The organism is Glutamicibacter sp. MCAF14, from assembly GCF_052114325.1.
GTDB lineage: Bacteria > Actinomycetota > Actinomycetes > Actinomycetales > Micrococcaceae > Glutamicibacter > Glutamicibacter arilaitensis.
Genome location: NZ_JBFREO010000001.1, coordinates 205,410 through 223,494, shown reverse-complemented (window position 1 = coordinate 223,494; position 18,085 = coordinate 205,410). Strand labels below are relative to the sequence as shown.

The window sequence follows — 18,085 nt, the reverse complement described above, 5'->3', positions numbered from 1 at the left end:
CACAAGTATTGATATTCAAAACGTGTCAATTGGTGGCAAATAAGTATTTCACTCATCAAGAACACTGCACTACATTGAATATCAATCACCCAAGATGGCGGGGGTCACACTATGGATCCCCGTACGTCACACCACAGAATTTAGGGGAGTCACCATGACCATCGAAACTCCAGCAGACGCAACTGCAGCCAAGTCCGGCAACGCCGCCACCGACAGCTTCCGCAACTCCGGCAAGCTCGCCAAGGTCGAGGCTTCGACCGAACGCGTGAACCTGCTTGCTTCCAAACTCGTCAAGGCCGCCAATGACATCATCCTCGAAGAGCGCGTGAGCTACGACGAGTTCAACGCCCTGAAAGCATGGTTGATCAAGGTCGGCGACGACGGCGAATGGCCGCTGTTCCTGGACGTTTGGCTGGAACACTCGGTGGAAGAGGTCGCTACCGACCACCGCGAAGGCAACAAGGGCTCGATCGAAGGCCCTTACTACGTGCCGGAAGCTCCTTCCCAGAACTCCCCTGCCACCATCTCGATGCGCGAAGACGAGAAGGGCACCAACTTGCTCTTCCAGGGCCAGGTCCGCTCGACCGACGGCTCTGCATTGAAGAACGCCAAGATCGAGCTATGGCACGCAGACGAAGAGGGCTTCTACTCGCAGTTCGCTCCTGGCATCCCGGAGTGGAACCTGCGCGGCACCTTCATCGCTGACGAGGAAGGCAACTTCCAGATCAACACCATGCAGCCAGCTCCGTACCAGATCCCAACCGACGGTGCCTGCGGCCAGCTGATCGCCGCTGCCGGCTGGCACGCATGGCGACCAGCCCACCTGCACCTGAAGGTTTCAGCCGAGGGCCACGAGCTGCTCACCGCCCAGCTGTACTTCCCAGGCGACGAACACAACGATGACGACATCGCAAGCGCCGTGAAGCCGGAACTGCTGCTGGACGTCCAGCCAGCCGAGTCGGGCAACGGCAAGCAGGTCACCTACGACTTCGTACTTGACCCAGTGAAGTAAATCCGAAGCAGAAGAAGCACCGCATCACGCGCAACGAGGGGGCGTGAGGCGGTGCTTACTTCATTTAATGCCTCGGTTGACCAGCGCGAGGTTAGACTACTGACATGCGTAAACTTCTAGCCATCAGCGGATTCGCCATAATTGCGGCTTACGCTGTTTATGGCGCCCTGCTCGCGAACAACTGGGCAGTGGAAGCCGCCAGCGGAATTCCTTTGGATGAAACCATCGTGGCGATGTCCGCCGCGGGGCAGGGCTACAGCTCGCGCGGCGGCTGGGTCTTCGCCTGCGCTGGAATCATCCTCGCGATTTCATGGCTACTCGTGACGCTTACCCCGAAATTCCAGCTGCCCGGCTGGGTCGCCGCCGGACTCTGGGGCCTGATTGTCGCGCTAGGCGCACCCACGTACTTCTTCACTGCTTTCGGCAACATAAATTCAGTGGGCGATACCTTTGAGGACTGGAATGCTGGTGCAGCCTTCGCCCTTGAAGCACCGCTATACACTGCCAGCATCCTCGCCGGCGTTCTGCTCGCTGCTATGGCGGCCATTGGAACCTGGTCCGCATTTTCCGGTACTTCACGGCCCCTTCGTCCAACCAGCAGCTAGACTTTCAGGCTGCGCCACCTGACTCGGAATGCTGATTTACCCCATGACGCCAGCTGAAATTACGGTCGAATAAACTTTCTATGAGTTACCCACAATTCGACTTGAATCAGAACAAACTGTCGGTGCTTAGCAGGAAAATTAACTATGAGTATTCCTGCATACCTAGAAGACCGCGACGGAGAACACCGTCTTCCACTGCGCCCACCGGGCACCCGTGAAGAGTCGCATAGGACTTCCGCTGAGGAGGCCGAACGCGAACACCAAACGTTCTTAGGGACGCTTAAGCAGACCGCCCTTGAGCTTTTCGATGCCGGGCCCATTAACGGCCCTACCGACGCGCTGGAGGCCCTGAAGAAAATCCAGCGGCTGCAGAGCAGTACCGAAGCCGCTATCGCCTACATCATGGCCGACGGAGTGGAACACGTCAGCGAATCGTTCAATGACCTGATATCGACCGAACACCCGCACTCCGCCGATGAAGAAACAGCAGCCGCGAAAAGCGCCGCATGCTACGGCGTGGACCGCGGCAGCGAGCAGATCATCAACTCCAACTTCATCGCCGAATCCTCCGTCGCACTGCGCGAGAGCAACCGCAAGGTATCCAAACGGATGTTCCACGCCAAGGGCTTGCGGCATGTCTGCAAGAACACCCTCGCGGCTCTGGCTGCAGGCGAAATCACCGTCAAGGCGGCCACGATATCGTCAAATTCTGCCAAGATCTCTCTCCCGAGCAGATCTCGCTCATGGAACAAATTCTGCTGCCCATGGCGAAGACGGCCCCGGATGAAGCCATCTACCAACGGGCTCGACGCCTGCACGACCGCCTTAATCCCGATTCAGCGGAGAACCGGCAGAGGAACGCGTTAGCTGCCCGCAACGTCCGGATGTGGAACGACGAGGATGGCATGGCCACCTTGCAACTTCATCACAGCGCTGATGTCATCCATTCAATCAACAACTCCATCAAGCACATGGCCAGCCAGATCACTGATCCTAAAGACTCACGCACCCAGGCCCAGGTTGAAGCCGATGCTTTCGCGGACGTCTATCTCAATGGTTGGCCCGGCGCCGAAGGCATGCCGCTGAAACCACGGGTCTCCATCACTATTCCTGCTGTGGAAATGCTGGCCAATCCCTCTCGCGGCCTTGCTGAACTGGAAGGCTACGGACCGATCCCCCTAGGCGTGGCTCTAAAGATCGCAGCTGATGCTCCGTCATTCCAACGGGTCCTGACAGACCCTTGGACCGGGGCTGCGATTGACGTGGAACCCAAGAGGTACCGACCTTCCCAAGGACTGCGGGATTTGCTGCGCCACCGCGACCAGCATTGCGGCTTCCCCGGATGTCGTCGTCCGGCAGATAGCTCAGAAATTGATCATATAGAAGCGTATGGGCAGGGCGGGCACACCACCCGGCAGAATACGCATCTCTTATGCAAACAGCATCAGATGTTCAAGCACGCTCTGGGCTGGAAGGTCCTTGCTTGTCCTGACGGTTCCAAAACATGGATTTCACCGCATGGCCTGCGTTCAATCACGATTCCTGAGAGCGTGAGCAACGTGGAGAACTTTGACCATCTCAATGATCACTGCCCTCAGCGTCCTGAAGATGAAACAACACCCGTAGTTCGGTTGACTCCGGAAACACGACGAGTTCTGAGCCTCGACCAGGATGAAGATCTTCCCGACACCGGAACCGGATAGCCCCTTCGCGAACCTTGAATCTTGAGTGACAAATTTTTTCAGTCACTAGAACAACCACACCACCTATAGACTCGACGGAAGCAGCCTCATCGAAGCTACTCGTATAGCCTGCTACGCCCAGAGTCCGGTTCCTGACGCTTAGTTCTTTTCGCGATAGTGCTGATTGAAAATAAATTTCACTCACTTCGCATCCAAACTACCCACGGCTAGCAGAGCTCCGAAGTTCCTTTAAGACTGAAAATAATTTTCAGTCAGAAGCTTCTAGCTCCCTTGGTCGAAACGAGCGATTGCAGCGAGCTCGGTACGGTTGGATACCGCCAGCTTCGTGTAGATCTTGGTCAAGTGGTACTGCACCGTTTTGGTACCTATATAAAGCTCTTCAGCGACACGGCGATTGCTAGCCCCTTCGCAAACCAGCTTGGCTACGGCCTGTTCCTGCGCGGTCAGCCTGGACCAATCAGCATTCTCCCTGCGTGACGTCCCGGTACCGCTTGCCTGAAGCTCGCGGTTGCAACGATCCATATACACGGTTGCATCGACGTGTGTGAAGATCGCCAACGCACGGGTCAACGGAGCAACGCATTCCGCACGTTTTCCTGCTCGACGCAAGCACTGCCCGTAATAGAAATCAACCTTCGCCCGGTGGTAAATCGAGCCGATGCTTTCCAAGCGGCGAATGGCATCTTCAAACACCAAGCGGGCTGCGTCAATATCACCACGCGCCGCGAGCAAAGAAGCCTGGACACTCTGGAATCGAGCTATTCCGCTCTGATGGCCTGAAGCAATCGCGCCCTCCAGCAATGGCTGAATGAACTTCTCTGCCTCATCAAGACGTTCGCAACGTATGAGCGCCTTGGCATATGTGTCTTGCCAGGTCCAGAAACCTGCCTGATCAATACCCTGTGAACGATCCAGCCGAAGCAAAGGCTCCAGTGCCCGCACTACCTCTTCATGGTTCGCCTGCACACGGGCAATCTCCGCCCGAGCCATCCGGTAAGGCATTTCCATAATGGCATAACTGCCGGTTTGAGCCCATGACTTCCGCAAGTGCAGATCAGCTTGCTCCCAGTTGCCGCGCAATGCGTGAATCTGAACCGCGGTCAGCTGGATCAGTGGACGCAGGATCTGAATTTCAGAACGCTCCTGCAGGGTCTGGGCAGATCGGACGGTCTCCAGCGCTTGATCCCAATCGCCCATGAGGAATTCGGCTCGTGCAGACCAGGCTTTGGCCCACAACGAGATGCGCAGCGATCCATCGCTGAAGTCCGTAGAGCTGGAGGCGGCGAGCTCATGCCGAGCCAGTTCCACGCGATCGGTGGCCAGGTAGACCCATCCCAGAGACATCTCTGCACGCTGCCGCTGGGCTCCCGCAGGAAGAGCCGACAAAAGGTCCATCAAGACCTTCTCCCCTTCTTCTGCCCGGCCCATCATGGCCAGTCCAAGACCTTGGATGACTGCATTTTCAATGGCCAGCGGGCTGCCCACTTGCGCAAGGCGCAGTGATTGCTCGGCCCAGTCAATGATTTTCTGTCCTTTGAGCCTGCATAGCGAATCGAGGACCTGTCGTTGCGCGACCACGGCCATCACATCGTTATCCTGTTCGTGCACTGCATTCTGCCAGGCACTTGAGAGCCAGCGCTGCGCGGTATTGGCCCTGCCCTGCAGGATGGAGATGTATCCCGAGAGCACGTCTCGTTCCGGGCTGCTCTCCAAGCTCGACAGCTGGTGCCCGAAAGTTTGCGCCCTCGGCAGCTCGCCGGCGGCCACGATTGCATCTACGGCGTTGAGCAACAGGGAATCGCGCTGTGCCGGTTCCGGGGACAAGTGCATGGCGTGGAAAAATGCGGTGGCCGCCGATGACCACTCCCCTCGCTTGCCCTGCTCCCGGCCGTAATCCCGCAGTTCCAGGGCCAATCCGCCATCGGGCAGGATGCACGCATCGGCCCGATGGCCCAGCCGCGCGCCCTGGTCCTCGACGATCTGCGCGGCGCTGGCATGCAAGCGGATGCGGGCGCTCAACGGGATCTGGTGGTAGATAGCCATTCGGGTCAGCTCATCCTCGAAGCCGAGCCGCACCTTGCCGCTGTGCCCGTAGGCCTTCGCCAGTGAGGAGTCGAGAACCTGCTGGATGGGCTTCAGCGGATCGGCTTCGCCCACCAGTTTGGCGACGTTGTCGATCCTGGCCTGCGCACCGAGCACGGCAGCCGCTTCAACCAGCGCTCGGGCTCGCGGCTCCAACCCGTCCAACAGCTCGATGACTTGTAATGACAGGGCGCGCGGGGCAGGCGGCCAGCGGTCCAGCTGCTCCCAGTCGCGCTCCGGATTTTCTTGGGCCAGCTCGATGACCACTTGCAGGTTGCCCTGGGTGTAGTCCACCAGCTGCTCCGCGGCAGTGGGAGGCAGGTCGATGCCCGTTCGAGCGCACACGATCTCGCGCACATGCGCCGGATCAGGCACTTCCAGCTGCAGGACCCTCAGCTGGCTGTCTGCCAGGAATTCACGGGTCTCAGGTGTCAGCCCGGCCAGGTTCTGCTGGCGCATCACCAGCACGATGAGTATCGGTTCATGGCGCAATCGGCGCCACGTATAGTGCAGCGCCTGGAAGCTGAGGTCATCGATCCACTGCGCATTTTCCAGCACCAGCACCCGGGGGCGCGATCCGTCCTTGCGCAGGTATTCCAGCAATGCCTCACCCAGCGCCCCGGCCGAACCAGCATGGCTGCGTTGCAGCAGTGGGCCAAGGGCGGCTCCGGGCTGCGCGGTTTCCCAGCGCGATGCGGTGACCAGCTGCACCGATTGGCTGGCCAACCGGGTCAGCAGCGCCTTGATCAGCGTGCTCTTGCCGCTGCCACGCGGGCCTTTGAGCACCGCGAAGATGCTGCCGTTCTGCTGTACTTCATGCGAAAGGTCGATGAGCGCCTCTTGGCCCTGCTGGGCACCGAGCATGGCGTTCACCAACCTTTCAGCATTGCTGCGTTGCTTATCGATGTGCTGCTACTTCCCTGCCCCAACGGTGGCCAGCGGCTCCTGCGCACTGCGATGTGCAGCGGAGCGAGCCATCGGAACAAATGTGGTGACCAGCGTTCCAACGATAGCAACCGCGGCGAAGACATAGAATGCGGTCCCCGGGGAAATCCCAGCCGAGAGCAGCATCCCGCCGAGCAGCGGACCGAAAATCCCGCCCAGACGGCCAAATCCGGCGCACCAGGCAACCCCGGCACCGCGGGCGGCGCTGTGATAGTAGTTCGACACAAACCCGTAGATCAGCACCTGGGTGCCGATGGTACCCACGCCGGCTACGGCCACCAGTGAAAGCAGCAGGCCCAGCGGCAGCTTGAGGGTCATCAGCGCCATCGCCAATGCGGCCAGGAAGAAGGTCACTGCCACTACCTGCTTGGGGCCGACGCGGTCGGCGGCCATCGAGGCCAGCAGCCCGCCGAAGACCGCGGCCAGGTTCAGCACCAGCAAGAAGAGCAACGAGTGGGACTTGCCGTAGCCAGCTTGCTGCATGATCTCCGGCATCCAGGTGTTCAGCCCGTACGTCAGCAGCAATCCGGTGAAGCTCATCATTCCCAGCAGCGCGGTAGGCAGCGCGTAGCGCTTGGTGGCCAGCGCGGCGAAGCCCACGCGTTCGGCCTCCAGGTCCGTGGCCTCGGCGCCGCTTGGAATTTCCAGGACTACCCCGGTGCGTGCGGAAATTTCCTGGGCTTCGGCCACGCGTCCGCGGGAGACCAGCCACTGCGGGGATTCGGGAAGCTTGAACCAGGCCATCGGCAGCAAGAAGACCAGTGGGAGGGCGCCGATGAGGAACAGTCCGCGCCAGCCGATCGCATCGCTGAGCACCATGGCCAGCAGCGAGGCGAGCACGCCGCCTGCGGGTACCCCGGAGTAGACGATCGCGTTGTAGTAGTTGCGGCGGTTCTTCGGGGCGAATTCGGCCACGACGGCACCTGCGGTGGCGACGATCGCACCCACGCCCATGCCGGTGGCGAAGCGCAGGATGCCGAACCACAGGGTGTCGGCAGCCAGCGCGGTCAGGCCCATGCCGACGGAGAACCAGACGATCCCGGTGAGCATGGCCTTGCGCCGGCCGATGTAGTCGCCGATCGCGCCGGTACTCAGCGCACCGACCATCACGCCCAGCAGCGCGTAGCTGCCCAGCAGTCCGGCGGTGGTTTCATCGAGCTGGCCCAGCTGGGTGGGGTCGGCCAGCAGCGTGGAGACGATGGTTCCGAAAACCACCAGGTCGTAGCCGTCGAAGATCAGTGCGATGGCGGCGATAACCACCACCCAGCGCACGGCGCCGGCAGCATTGCTGGAGGTCATAGGGCTGGTATTCACGTGTTTTTCCGTTCGTTTGCGGTGACCGGGGAACCTCGTTGTGCCCCGGAAAATACGTGCCCGTCGAATACAGCACGGCCGGGATGGTGCTTTGATGGTGCTAGATGGAACAAACGGCCCGTGAAGACGAGCCGTTTGTCCGATGGTGGTGCGTTTTTGGTGCTGTGCTGCGTCCTAGCCGAGGTCTCCGCCGGCCACGGCGAGGGTGGAGCCGGTGATGTAGGAGGCTTCGTCGGAGGCGAGGAACACGATCGGTGCGGACTGCTCGTCCAAGGTGCCGTAGCGCTTGAGCAAGGTGGAGTCCACAGTCTGGTCCACGATGGTCTGGTACCAAGCTTTTTCCTGCTCGCCCTGCGGTGCAGGGCCGCGTTTGACCTGGCGTTCAGGAGCTTCGGTGCCGCCGGGAGCGGTAGCGACCACGCGGATGTTCTTCGCCGCGCCCTCCATGGCCAGCGCCGAGGTGATGGCCTTGACCCCGCCCTTGGCCGCCGCGTACGGAGCGCGGTTCATGCCGCGGGTGGCAACCGAGGAGACGTTCACGATGGTGCCCGAGCCGGCCTTGGCCATTTGCTCGAACACCGCGCGGCACATCCACAGGGTCGGGAACAGCGAACGCTGGATTTCCTTCTCGATCTCGCCCGGAGCGTAGTGCTCGTAGGGCTTGGCCCAGATGGTTCCGCCGACGTTGTTGACCAGCACATCGATGCGGCCGAACTGGTCCATCGCCGCGGTAACCGCGGCCAAGGCCCCGTCGTAGGTTTCCAGATCCGCGGTGACGCTCAGCGCGGTGGCGCCGTGGGCGCGCAGGCCCTCGGCAACCTCGTGGATCAGTGGTGCGCGATCCACCAGCACCAACGCGCCATCTTCGGCGGCGATGCGCCGGGCTACGGACCAACCGATGCCCTGGGCGGCGCCGGTGACCATGACGATCTTGCCGGCAAAGCGCCCGGGGTGGAAGGACTCGGGCAGCCCGGCGGCTTCGGTCTGGTTCACCGCAGCCTGCGTGCCGCTCACTTGGCGCCCGCCTTCGCGGCGGCGGCCATGGTGGCCTTGGCGTGCTCGTTGTGGGCGGTGATCGCGGTACGGGCCGCGGCGATGTCCTGCTTTTCGAAGGCGTTGACGATTCCCAGGTGGTCGGCGTCGACCGCTCCATCGATCCAGTGCTCCTGGCGCAGTACGTTGGCCATCAGTGCTGGAACGTCCAAGCGGCGGTAGGCCTGCAGCAGGTGCTCGTTGCCCACGGCCTTGAACAGGAATTCGTGGAAGGCGTCATTGGTGACGGTAAATTCCTCGGCGTTGACGAACTTCTCGCCGTCCAAGGTCTTGCCGGCCAGTTCAGCCAGCACCTTGAATTCGCCCAGCTGGCCTTCGGTCAGCTTGCCCATGGTCAGCTCCACGACGGCCAGTTCCAGTGCCATGCGGGCATCGAACTCGGCTTCGAAGCTGGCGTGCTCTTCGCCGATCTCGTAGCTCTGCGCGGCAGGGGTCGCTGCAGCCGGTGCTGCTGGTGCTGCTGGTGCTTCGGCAGGCTCGGCGTCGGGCACAACGGCCAAGGCGAACTTCTCGTAGTAGAAGTTCTGCGGCTGGATGCCTTCGGATTCCAGGTGGCGGCGCACGCCTTCAACCATCGGAGGAGGGCCGCACAGGTAGATGTCCACGTCGCCCTCGGCCAGGTGCTGCGGCTCGAAGTGGTTGGTGACGTAGCCCTTCTTTTCCGAAGCGCTCTGGGGATCGCCCACCACGGTGTCGAAGCTGAAGCCGGCGATGCGCTGGGTGTAGTCCTGCAGCACGTCGAGCTCGACCAGGTCGATGTCGGTGTTCACGCCGTAGATCAGGTGCACCTTGTTCGGGTTGTCCATGCCGGCCAGCTTCTCCAAGATGGCCAGCAGCGGAGCCAGGCCGGTGCCGCCGGCCAGCAGCAGCGACTGGCGCTTTGGTTCGCGCAGGAAGAAGCTGCCCATTGGGCCGGTGAAGTTGATTCGGTCCCCGATCTGCGCGGTGTCGCGCATGTAGGTGGACATCAGCCCGCCGTCGGTGATGCGGATCAGGAAGGAAACGATGTCCACTTCCGGGCCCGAGCTGAAGGAGTAGGAGCGGGCCTGTCCGCCGGAGCCGGGGACTTCGATGTTCACGTACTGGCCGGGCAGGAAGGACAGGTCTTCGCGCTTGTCGACTTCGAGGCTGAAAGCGTAGGTGGTTTCGGAGATGCGGCGGATTTCGGTCAGCGTCGACTCAAAGGTGGTGGCCGAGGTCTTGGCGACATCCGAGGTGGTCGGGATCTGCAGCACGAGGTCGGACTCGGGGACCATCTGGCACGGCAGGCAGTAGCCGGCCTCTGCTTCGTCGTCGGTCAACGCCTCTTCGATGTAGTCGCCGCCGTCGTACTTGCCTGACTCGCAGAAGGACTTGCAGGTGCCGCAGGCGCCGTCGCGGCAGTCCAGCGGGATGTTGATGCGGGCTTTGTAGGAGGCGTCGGCGACGGTTTCGTTCGCGCCGACCTTGATGAAGCGGGTGATTCCGTCTTCAAAGGCGAGGGCTACCTGATGGGACATGGCTTGCTCATTTCAAGATTTTGGGGATGGCCGGGTCGGCGGGACCTGCTTGAGGTCCCGCCGCCGGATCGGTGGTGCTTAGATGTGGTAGATATCCACGACGTGGTGGATGTAGTCGTTCTTCAGAACGACCTTCTTCGCGGTGATCACCGGCGCGGTGCCGGAGTAGTCAATGGTGTAGAACGAGGTGCCGAAGTAGGTGTCCACATTCTGGTAGCGGTAGTACAGGGTGAACCAGTTGAAGCGGATGTCCACCTTGTCGCCGTTGACTGCAACGATCTCCACGTTGGTGATGTTGTGGCCGGTGCGCGGCTCGGGCAGCGAGGTGGCCGAGGAGCGGTCGGTCTTGATGCGGAAGACGCGGTCTTCCAGGCCGCCGCGGTTTGCGTAGTAGATCAGCGAGATCTCGCGCTGCGGATTTTCGGTCAGCTTCTCGTCATCGGCCCAAGCCGGCATCCAGAAGGTGGCTTCGGGGTGGTAGCAGTCCAACCAGCGGTCGAAGTCGCGGTCATCGAGGAAGCGGGCTTCCTGATAGAGGAACTGCTCGATATCGGTGGTGGTAATCGCGCCGTTGGAGGTCGGCGCCTCGGTCAATGCAATGGTGCTCATCTGGCTTTTCCCTTCGGCCTTAGTTCTGTGCTTCGCGTTCGTTATCCAGAGCCTGGCGCATGGTGGTCAGCCAGTAACCGTGCTGGATCGGGTACAGGCCTTCATCCTCGGTGCGGGCGCCGGAGGAAATCGGCTTCAGGCCGATCTTGTCGGCGTTCTCGTCCGGACCGGTGATCTGGTGGGCCTGGCCGCGCGAAAGGTCGTTCCACTTAGACGCGGTGGCCATGTAGGTCTTCTGGCAGGAGCGGAATTCTTCCAAGTCATCGGGGGTTGCCATGCCCGAGGCGTTGAAGAAGTCCTCGTACTGGCGGATGCGGTTGGCGCGGGCCTGATCGGATTCGCCCACCGGTGCGAAGCAGTAGATGGTGACCTCGGTCTTGTCCACGGCGACCGGGCGGAAGACGCGGATCTGCGAGCCGAACTGGTCCATCAGGTACACGTTCGGGTACAGGCACAAGTTGCGGGAGATGCCGATCATCCAGTCGGCCTTGGCTTCGCCGTGCTTGGCGACCAGCTCGTCGCGCTTTTCAGCCAGCGGACGGTTGGCCGGGTCAAGCCATTCGGTCCAGAGCAGCAGGTGGCCGTTCTCGAACGAGTAGTAGCCGCCCTTCTGCTTGTCCCAGCCACCGGCGTCCATGGTCTTGGTGTCGTTCGAGGATTCCCCGTTGGCGCGGCGGGCCTGGGTGGCGGCGTAGTTCCAGTGGGTTGCCGAGACGTGGTAGCCGTCGGCGCCGTTTTCGGCCTGCAGCTTCCAGTTGCCGTCATAGGTGTAGGTCGAGGCGCCGCGCAGCACTTCCAGGCCTTCTTCGGACTGGTCAACCATCATGTCGATGATCTTGGTGGCCTCGCCCAGGTGCTCCTCCAGGGGCAGCACATCTTCCTTCAGCGAGCCGAAGAGGAAGCCGCGGTAATTCTCGAAGCGGGCGACCTTGGTCAGGTCATGCGAGCCGTCCTTGTTGAACTGCTCGGGGTAGCCGGCACCGCGCGAGTCCTTGACCTTGAGCAGCTTGCCGGAGTTGTTGAAGGTCCAGCCGTGGAACGGGCAGGTGAAGGTGGTGCGGTTATCAGTCTTGCGGCGGCACAGCATGGCACCGCGGTGGCTGCAGGCATTGATCAGCGCGTTCAGTTCACCCTGCTTGTTGCGCGAGATGATGATCGGCTGGCGGCCGATGTTGGTGGTGTAGTAGTCACCGATGTTGGGGATCTGGGACTCATGGGCCAGGTAAACCCAGTTGCCCTCCCAGATGTGCTTCATTTCCATCTCGAAGATCTCTTCATCGGTGAAGATATTTCGATTGGCGCGGAACTCTCCGGTTTCCGGGCTGTCGACCAGTGCGTTATCCAGCAGGCTGGATACCTCATTCAGGGTTTCAGTCATGGCGTGGTGTGCTCCGTCCATTCAAGGCTCGTTTTAAGGGGAAAACCGCTGCAGCCGGTTTGCATGGATTCAACCTTGGCAGAAAGTGGGGGCGGTCACACTAGGGTTATGCCTAGGCTTGGACTAGGCATCTGATCACTATGTTTTCAAGCATCTGAATCCACACCTGTCGCCTATGAATTCGGCGGAGTATCCTTTTGCTACGACCTCCCGCCCACCTTTCGAAGCAGCCTTGCCCATGCGCGAAGAAGAAGCCCCGGACCTTCCCGCGGCCCGCAGCCAGAACCCCGAAGTTCCGCGGCAGGGCCAGCGTTCCTTCCTGCACATCCTGGCCAATACCGCCGTCGCAAACCTCACCACCAGCTACCTGTGGTTCGCGCTGACCTTCTGGGTGTATCTGGAAACCGAAAACGTCATGGCCACCGGCATCATCGGCGGCGCCTTCATGCTGCTGATCGCCGGATTCTCCATGATTTTCGGAACCATCGTGGATAATCACCGCAAGAAATCGGTGTTCGTGTTCTCCGCACTGGTCACCGCGGTGGCCTTTGCCCTGGCCGGGCTGATCTACCTCTGGCTGCCCACCGAGGACATCTTGAATATCGGCGGCTGGCAGTTCTGGATCTTCTGCCTGGTGATCCTGTTCGGTGCGATCGTGGAGCAGATGCGCGGCATCGCGTTGTCCACTACCGTCACCCTGCTGATCCCGGTGGAGCGCCACGCCAATGCCAACGGACTGGTCGGCACCGTCCAGGGCATCGCTTTCATCATCACCAGCGTGTTTTCCGGGCTGTCCATCGGCCTGCTGGGGATGGGGTGGACACTGGTCATTGCGATTGCGATGGTCGTGATTACGTTGCTGCACCTTCTGGGAATTTCCATCCCCGAGCAGGAGCCGGAAAAGGAAGAAGACCTCACGAAAACCAGCGACCTGCGCCTGGGCTTCACGACGGTTATGGCGATCCCAGGCCTGTTCGCGCTGATCATCTTCTCGATGTTCAACAATTTCATCGGCGGCATCTACATGGCTTTGATGGACCCCTACGGGCTGACCATCATGCCGGTCGAAGCCTGGGGCATCACCTTCGGGTTGGCCTCCACCGGCTTCATCATCGGAGGGCTGGCCATTGCCAAATTCGGGCTTGGGCCCAATCCGATCCGCACCATGCTCTTATTGGTGGCCATCATGGGATTCCTCGGAGCGGTCTTCACCATCCGGGAATGGACCTGGCTCTATGTGCTGGGGATCTGGCTCTACATGATGCTCATCCCGGCGGTGGAAGCCTCGGAGCAAACGGTGATCCAGAAGGTGGTCGCCTTCCGCCGCCAGGGCCGGGTGTTCGGCTTCGCCCAGATGATGGAAGCCGCGGCGGCTCCGATTACCGCCTTCCTGGTTGCCCCATTGGCCCAGTACCTGGTCATCCCCTATATGCGCTCGATGCAGGGAGATGAGCGCTTCGGCTGGCTGGTGGGACAGGGGCAGGCACGTGGAATCGCCTTGATCTTCTTGGTCGGCGGGTTGATCATGGTTGTAGCGGCACTGCTAGCCATGGGCACCGGCCAGTACCGCAAGCTTTCTGCAATTTTCCAGGCCGAATCGCCCGCAACGCCCCAGGAGGCATCAGTTGCCAACGAGTCAGAAGACCCTTCCAACTAGCGCGAGCGTTGAGGACTTCATCGAAGCTGCCACCCCGGAAAAACGCCGGATTGACGGGCACGAGCTGGATCGGATATTCCGCGAGGCCACCGGAGAGCAACCGGTGATGTGGGGGCCGAGCATCGTGGGCTACGGCAGCTACACCTACATCTCCCCTGCTAATGCACGCACTACCGGCATCTGGCCCAAGACCGGCTTCTCGCCTCGCAAGGCCCAGCTCTCACTCTATGGTTTGAAGGACCTTCCCCAAGGAGCGTCGCTGCTGCCCCAGTTGGGAAAGTACACCGAGGGTGCCGGTTGCGTGTACGTGAAGAAGCTGGAGGACATTGATCTGGCGGTGCTGCGCGAGCTGATCGCCATTGCGGCCTCGCGGCAGGATGACCAGCCTCGCTAGTAACTGGGGTTTTCACCCCAGCGTCTAATTCGCAGCGGCAGGCCGGGATTTGGCCAAAAGCCTGAAAATTGCACGTCCGCCTGCGACTGGGCCCAACACCATTAGCGCGGCACCGGCGCAGAGCGAAACGGCCACGGGTATCTGCGGGCTGGCGGAATCCGGGAAGGCGTCAAAGAGCAGAAGCGTCCAGAAAAAGCCGGGAATTACACCGACCGCCAAGACAATGAAACTGAAAACCAGCGCGTGCAGCCAGCTCGTAGCTGCGCTGCCCAGCCAGGCCATGGCCGCGGCGACACCCAGCCATGGCAGCAATGGGAAAGCCAATGGCACCCAGAGCCCAGGTTCGGCCCACCATGGGGTTCCCGCGATCAGCGGATCCACGATGAGCATCAGCGCTGCGAAGAGCAGTCCATTGGATGCGGCAAGCCACGTCAATGGCGATCTGTTTTCCCTGCCCACTGCTGATCACCTGTCTGCTGCTGGAGAAGATGCTATTAGGTTGGTGTTGCCCGCAGCGCAATGCAGCTACGGGCAACACCCGCGTTGGCTATTCGGCTTCTTCGAAGAAGGCTTCAACCTCGGAGATACCAGCGGAAATGATCGGGACAAGGCGCTCGTCGATACTGTAGTGCTCGCCGTCCTTGGTGATCAGACCGTAGTCAGCCAGTGAATCCATGGCGAGCTTCGCCTCGGGAAGAACTGCATCGTAGACCTTCGGACCGCAGTTTCGGCGCAGTCCTTCCAGGTCGCCTTCGCGGCCGGTGGATGCGGTAACCAGCAAGTTGCGCAGCACCAGGTAATGGGCCTCATCGCGCAGGGCGACATCGAAGGTCGGGTTCAGGTGCGCCTGCACGCAGCCAACGGCCATTTCGAAGAGCAGCTGCGCACTGGCAGCCTCTTCGCCGGCAACCAGCAGGTCGTAAGCATCCTGGTCGGTGCGCAGGACAGAGCCCTCGGACTCGACCACGGACATGCGCCCGGCACTCCAGATGTAGTTGAAGGCCAGCGGAGCCGGGCCTTCTGGGTCGAAGGTTTGCGCATCCAGGCCAACGGCCTGCATGACCTTGGCGCGCGGCTCCTGCGCTTCTGGGCTGAAGTCTTCCATGTCAACGCCCTCAACCAGCGTCTCAGCGTAGGCCTTGACCTGCGTGAACAGCTTGGTTGCGCGCAGCAGTTCGCACAGTTCCGCATCGCCTTCGGCAAAGCCGTTCAGGGTATCTTCGAGCATCTCGCGCAAAGCTTCGAGATTTTCCTCAGGGCCTTCCCAGAGCTGGCGGTCCTGGGCGAAGCTGAAGAAATCGAGCCACGTGGTGAAGATCGGCTCCGGGGCCAGGGATTCGGGCAGGTTGCCCAGATGCTCGGCAAGGGACTGCCCGAAGACATCTACGTCCAGGTCGAACAGGTTCGAGCTGCGCGCGTTTTCGGCGTACTGCCCGGCGACCTGGCCGATGACATCCAACTCCATGCCCGCTGCCTGAGCTGCCTGTTCAGGCGAGAACGCTGGAACCTGGTTGGCTACCCAAGCAGTGAAATCATGGCGAAGGGCATCAACCTGCGCTTCAGCTTGGATGCGGAAAACGCTGCGTCCACGCGCCGCTGCCTTGGCAGGGTTGCCTGCGCCTGAGTTCTTTTTTCCTTGACGCTTTTTGCTGGCCATGAGCCGTCCTTTGATTCCGAAATTGATCGCTGGCTTAAAGCCTACGGTGCACCGCGAAGAGCCGACGAATAGCGCGATGCGACTCACCTGCCGGCATACAGTTGCAGTTAACCACGCCAAACTGAAGACCTTTTGTTCTTCGAGCTGTTCACTTGCTGTTTTCTTGTCTGCTTTCATTGAAAAATGGCTTGAAATCCGACAAGATGAACACCAAAGAGACATGTAGCCTGCGACACATTACCTACGGCACTTTGGGAGGACTGAGCGGTGGCCTATTAATGAACTTGGATTTCCTAGTATTTTTGCCGGGGTCCAAATCATTGGCCACCAAAGCCCGGGATCAATGCGGCTTCCGAGCAGCGCAACCCCAGTCAACAGCTACTCCGATATGAGGGAGAAAATAATGAAGATCGCGGTCCTGATCAAGGAAGTCCCCGATACCGGAGAGGACCGGCTCCTGAATCTGGAGACCGGCCTGGCTGATCGAGCGGCTACGGAAGTGGTGCTCGATGAAATCAGCGAGCGCACCTTGGAAGTAGCACTCAAGCACGCTGATGCGAATCCAGATACGGAGATCACCGTATTGACCATGGGACCGGGTTCGGCCCAAGCCACTTTGCGCAAGGGCCTGGCCATGGGCGCTGCCAGCGCGGTGCACATCAGCGATGAAGAATTGCTCGGCGCCGATCTGGTGCTGACCGCCGAGGTTCTGGCTGCAGCCTTGCGCCGCGGCAACTACGACCTGATTCTTACCGGCAACATGTCCACAGATGGTTCGGCAGGCGTACTGCCGGTAATGCTGGCAGAGCTGCTGGATCTTCCCGCGGCGACTTCCCTGTCCTCGGTAGAAATTTCCGACGGCACGATCAGCGGTTCACGCGAACTCGAAGGCGCCAGCGCCAAGGTCAGTGCTCCGCTGCCGGCGATTGCTTCGATTACCGAGGCGCTGCCGGACGCGCGCTTCCCTAATTTCAAGGGCATTATGGCGGCCAAGAAGAAGCCGATTGAAACTTTGTCGCTGGCGGACTTGGGTGTTGAGCCTCTGCCTGCTGATACCGCGCGTTCCATCATGGTTTCGGTGGCGCAGCGCCCGGCGCGCACCGCCGGAACGATCGTGACCGATGACGGCGAGGCCGGGAACGCACTGGCCGAATTCCTGATCAAGAACAACCTGGCGTGAGCGGAAAGACGACCATGACTACTTTTGCTACTGACTCAATTCTTGTCTTCCTCGAAACCACGGCAGTCGGCACGCTGGCGAAGAACCACGCCGAACTCCTAGGCGCCGCAGCTGGCGTCGGCACGCCGATCGCGCTGGTCACCGGCTCTTCGGACGCGCTGGAAGCACTCGCCGCCCAAGCTAGCGAGGCAGGGGCCGCCCAGGTCCTGACCGCCGCCGTGGATTCCCCGGTGCAAACCGCACCGCTGGCGGATGCGCTTCAGGCCGCTTTCGCGCAGGTTCAGCCACAGGCCGTTTTGCTGGGCCACTCGCTGACCTCCCGCGAAGTGGCAGCACGCTTTGCGGTGCGCAGCAAACTGGCATTGAGCGTCGACGCGCTCGGAGTTTCACGCGATGATCAAGGCATCATCGCCACCCACTCGATCTACGGCGGTGCCTACTCAACGCACAGCGCCCCGACTTTCGGAGCACCGGTAATCACCGTGCGCGTGGGAAGCATCGAGGAACGCGCCGAAGCCCAGCCGGCGAACAGCACCGCGCTTGAGGTTGCGCCAAGCGGCAAGCCAGAGGTCGAAGTCAAGGAACTTGTTGCCGCCCAGGCGACTTCGACGCGCCCCGAGCTGCGTTCGGCTACCCACGTGGTTTCCGGAGGCCGCGGCCTGGGCAACGCCGAGCAGTTCGATCTGGTCCACCAGCTGGCTGACGCATTGGGTGCGGCCGTGGGTGCTTCGCGTGCCGCGGTGGATGCCGGCTACATCGAGCATGCCGCCCAGGTGGGGCAGACCGGTGTTGCAGTTTCCCCGCAGCTCTACGTTGCTCTGGGCATCTCCGGGGCAATCCAGCACAAGGCCGGCATGCAGACCGCCAAGACCATCGTCGCGATCAACAAGGACGCGGATGCCCCGATCTTCGAGATCGCCGACTTCGGCGTGGTTGGAGACGTCTTCAAGGTTGTGCCGCAGCTGATCTCCGCACTGGAAGCACGCAAGGCCTAATC

The 18,085-nt window shown here is 61.0% G+C and carries 16 protein-coding genes; 8 read left to right on the top strand and 8 right to left on the bottom strand.

What is annotated here, in order from left to right:
- Positions 1-154 precede the first annotated feature (154 nt).
- The 4 genes from catA to AB4Y71_RS01040 all read left to right on the top strand — a co-directional run bounded on the left by catA (position 155) and on the right by AB4Y71_RS01040 (position 3,320).
- Positions 155-1,012: a catechol 1,2-dioxygenase gene (gene catA, locus AB4Y71_RS01055; RefSeq protein WP_441717299.1), complete on the top strand. Its 858-nt coding sequence runs from the start codon at positions 155-157 to the stop codon at positions 1,010-1,012.
- 104 nt (positions 1,013-1,116) lie between these two features.
- Positions 1,117-1,617: a hypothetical protein gene (locus AB4Y71_RS01050; RefSeq protein ID WP_441717297.1), complete on the top strand. Its 501-nt coding sequence runs from the start codon at positions 1,117-1,119 to the stop codon at positions 1,615-1,617.
- 144 nt (positions 1,618-1,761) lie between these two features.
- Positions 1,762-2,484 carry a hypothetical protein gene (locus AB4Y71_RS01045; protein WP_441717295.1) on the top strand — a complete coding sequence of 241 codons (723 nt, stop codon included), beginning with the start codon at positions 1,762-1,764 and terminating at the stop codon, positions 2,482-2,484.
- The gene (locus AB4Y71_RS01040) at positions 2,370-3,320 is read left to right on the top strand and encodes a DUF222 domain-containing protein (protein ID WP_441717736.1); all 951 of its coding nucleotides are present in this window, start codon (positions 2,370-2,372) and stop codon (positions 3,318-3,320) included. The genes AB4Y71_RS01045 and AB4Y71_RS01040 overlap by 115 nt, the downstream gene beginning before the upstream one ends.
- Positions 3,321-3,581: 261 nt before the next feature.
- Here AB4Y71_RS01040 and AB4Y71_RS01035 read toward each other — a convergent pair whose 3' ends face one another.
- From AB4Y71_RS01035 to benA, 6 genes are all read right to left on the bottom strand, one after another.
- Positions 3,582-6,266 carry a LuxR C-terminal-related transcriptional regulator gene (locus tag AB4Y71_RS01035; protein ID WP_441717294.1) on the bottom strand — a complete coding sequence of 895 codons (2,685 nt, stop codon included), beginning with the start codon at positions 6,264-6,266 and terminating at the stop codon, positions 3,582-3,584.
- A gap of 48 nt (positions 6,267-6,314) precedes the next feature.
- Positions 6,315-7,661 (bottom strand): MFS transporter, encoded by a 1,347-nt coding sequence (locus tag AB4Y71_RS01030; RefSeq protein WP_441717292.1) that lies wholly within the window; start codon positions 7,659-7,661, stop codon positions 6,315-6,317.
- A gap of 174 nt (positions 7,662-7,835) precedes the next feature.
- Positions 7,836-8,675 (bottom strand): 1,6-dihydroxycyclohexa-2,4-diene-1-carboxylate dehydrogenase, encoded by an 840-nt coding sequence (locus tag AB4Y71_RS01025; RefSeq protein WP_441717290.1) that lies wholly within the window; start codon positions 8,673-8,675, stop codon positions 7,836-7,838.
- Positions 8,672-10,213, bottom strand: coding sequence for a benzoate 1,2-dioxygenase electron transfer component BenC (benC, locus tag AB4Y71_RS01020; protein WP_441717289.1), 1,542 nt, complete (start codon positions 10,211-10,213; stop codon positions 8,672-8,674). The genes AB4Y71_RS01025 and benC overlap by 4 nt, the downstream gene beginning before the upstream one ends.
- A gap of 78 nt (positions 10,214-10,291) precedes the next feature.
- Positions 10,292-10,822 (bottom strand): benzoate 1,2-dioxygenase small subunit, encoded by a 531-nt coding sequence (benB, locus tag AB4Y71_RS01015; RefSeq protein ID WP_441717287.1) that lies wholly within the window; start codon positions 10,820-10,822, stop codon positions 10,292-10,294.
- A gap of 19 nt (positions 10,823-10,841) precedes the next feature.
- Positions 10,842-12,200 carry a benzoate 1,2-dioxygenase large subunit gene (gene benA / locus AB4Y71_RS01010; protein WP_441717286.1) on the bottom strand — a complete coding sequence of 453 codons (1,359 nt, stop codon included), beginning with the start codon at positions 12,198-12,200 and terminating at the stop codon, positions 10,842-10,844.
- Between the two features lie 238 nt (positions 12,201-12,438).
- Between benA and AB4Y71_RS01005 the strand changes: the two genes are divergently transcribed.
- Entirely contained in the window at positions 12,439-13,857 is a 1,419-nt protein-coding gene (locus AB4Y71_RS01005) for an MFS transporter (RefSeq protein ID WP_441717285.1), read from the top strand.
- Complete coding sequence (locus tag AB4Y71_RS01000) at positions 13,826-14,251, top strand: DUF1801 domain-containing protein (protein ID WP_441687528.1); 426 nt, start codon at positions 13,826-13,828, stop codon at positions 14,249-14,251. The genes AB4Y71_RS01005 and AB4Y71_RS01000 overlap by 32 nt, the downstream gene beginning before the upstream one ends.
- 24 nt (positions 14,252-14,275) lie before the next feature.
- Here AB4Y71_RS01000 and AB4Y71_RS00995 read toward each other — a convergent pair whose 3' ends face one another.
- Both AB4Y71_RS00995 and AB4Y71_RS00990 read right to left on the bottom strand, forming a co-directional pair.
- The gene (locus AB4Y71_RS00995; protein ID WP_441717284.1) at positions 14,276-14,686 is read right to left on the bottom strand and encodes a hypothetical protein; all 411 of its coding nucleotides are present in this window, start codon (positions 14,684-14,686) and stop codon (positions 14,276-14,278) included.
- A gap of 112 nt (positions 14,687-14,798) precedes the next feature.
- Complete coding sequence (locus tag AB4Y71_RS00990) at positions 14,799-15,908, bottom strand: hypothetical protein (RefSeq protein ID WP_441717283.1); 1,110 nt, start codon at positions 15,906-15,908, stop codon at positions 14,799-14,801.
- 403 nt (positions 15,909-16,311) lie between these two features.
- On the opposite strand from AB4Y71_RS00990, the gene AB4Y71_RS00985 reads away from it, so the two are divergent.
- The gene (locus AB4Y71_RS00985) at positions 16,312-17,088 is read left to right on the top strand and encodes an electron transfer flavoprotein subunit beta/FixA family protein (protein ID WP_441717282.1); all 777 of its coding nucleotides are present in this window, start codon (positions 16,312-16,314) and stop codon (positions 17,086-17,088) included.
- Between the two features lie 14 nt (positions 17,089-17,102).
- Entirely contained in the window at positions 17,103-18,083 is a 981-nt protein-coding gene (locus AB4Y71_RS00980) for an electron transfer flavoprotein subunit alpha/FixB family protein (RefSeq protein ID WP_441717280.1), read from the top strand.
- The last annotated feature ends 2 nt before the right edge of the window (positions 18,084-18,085 follow it).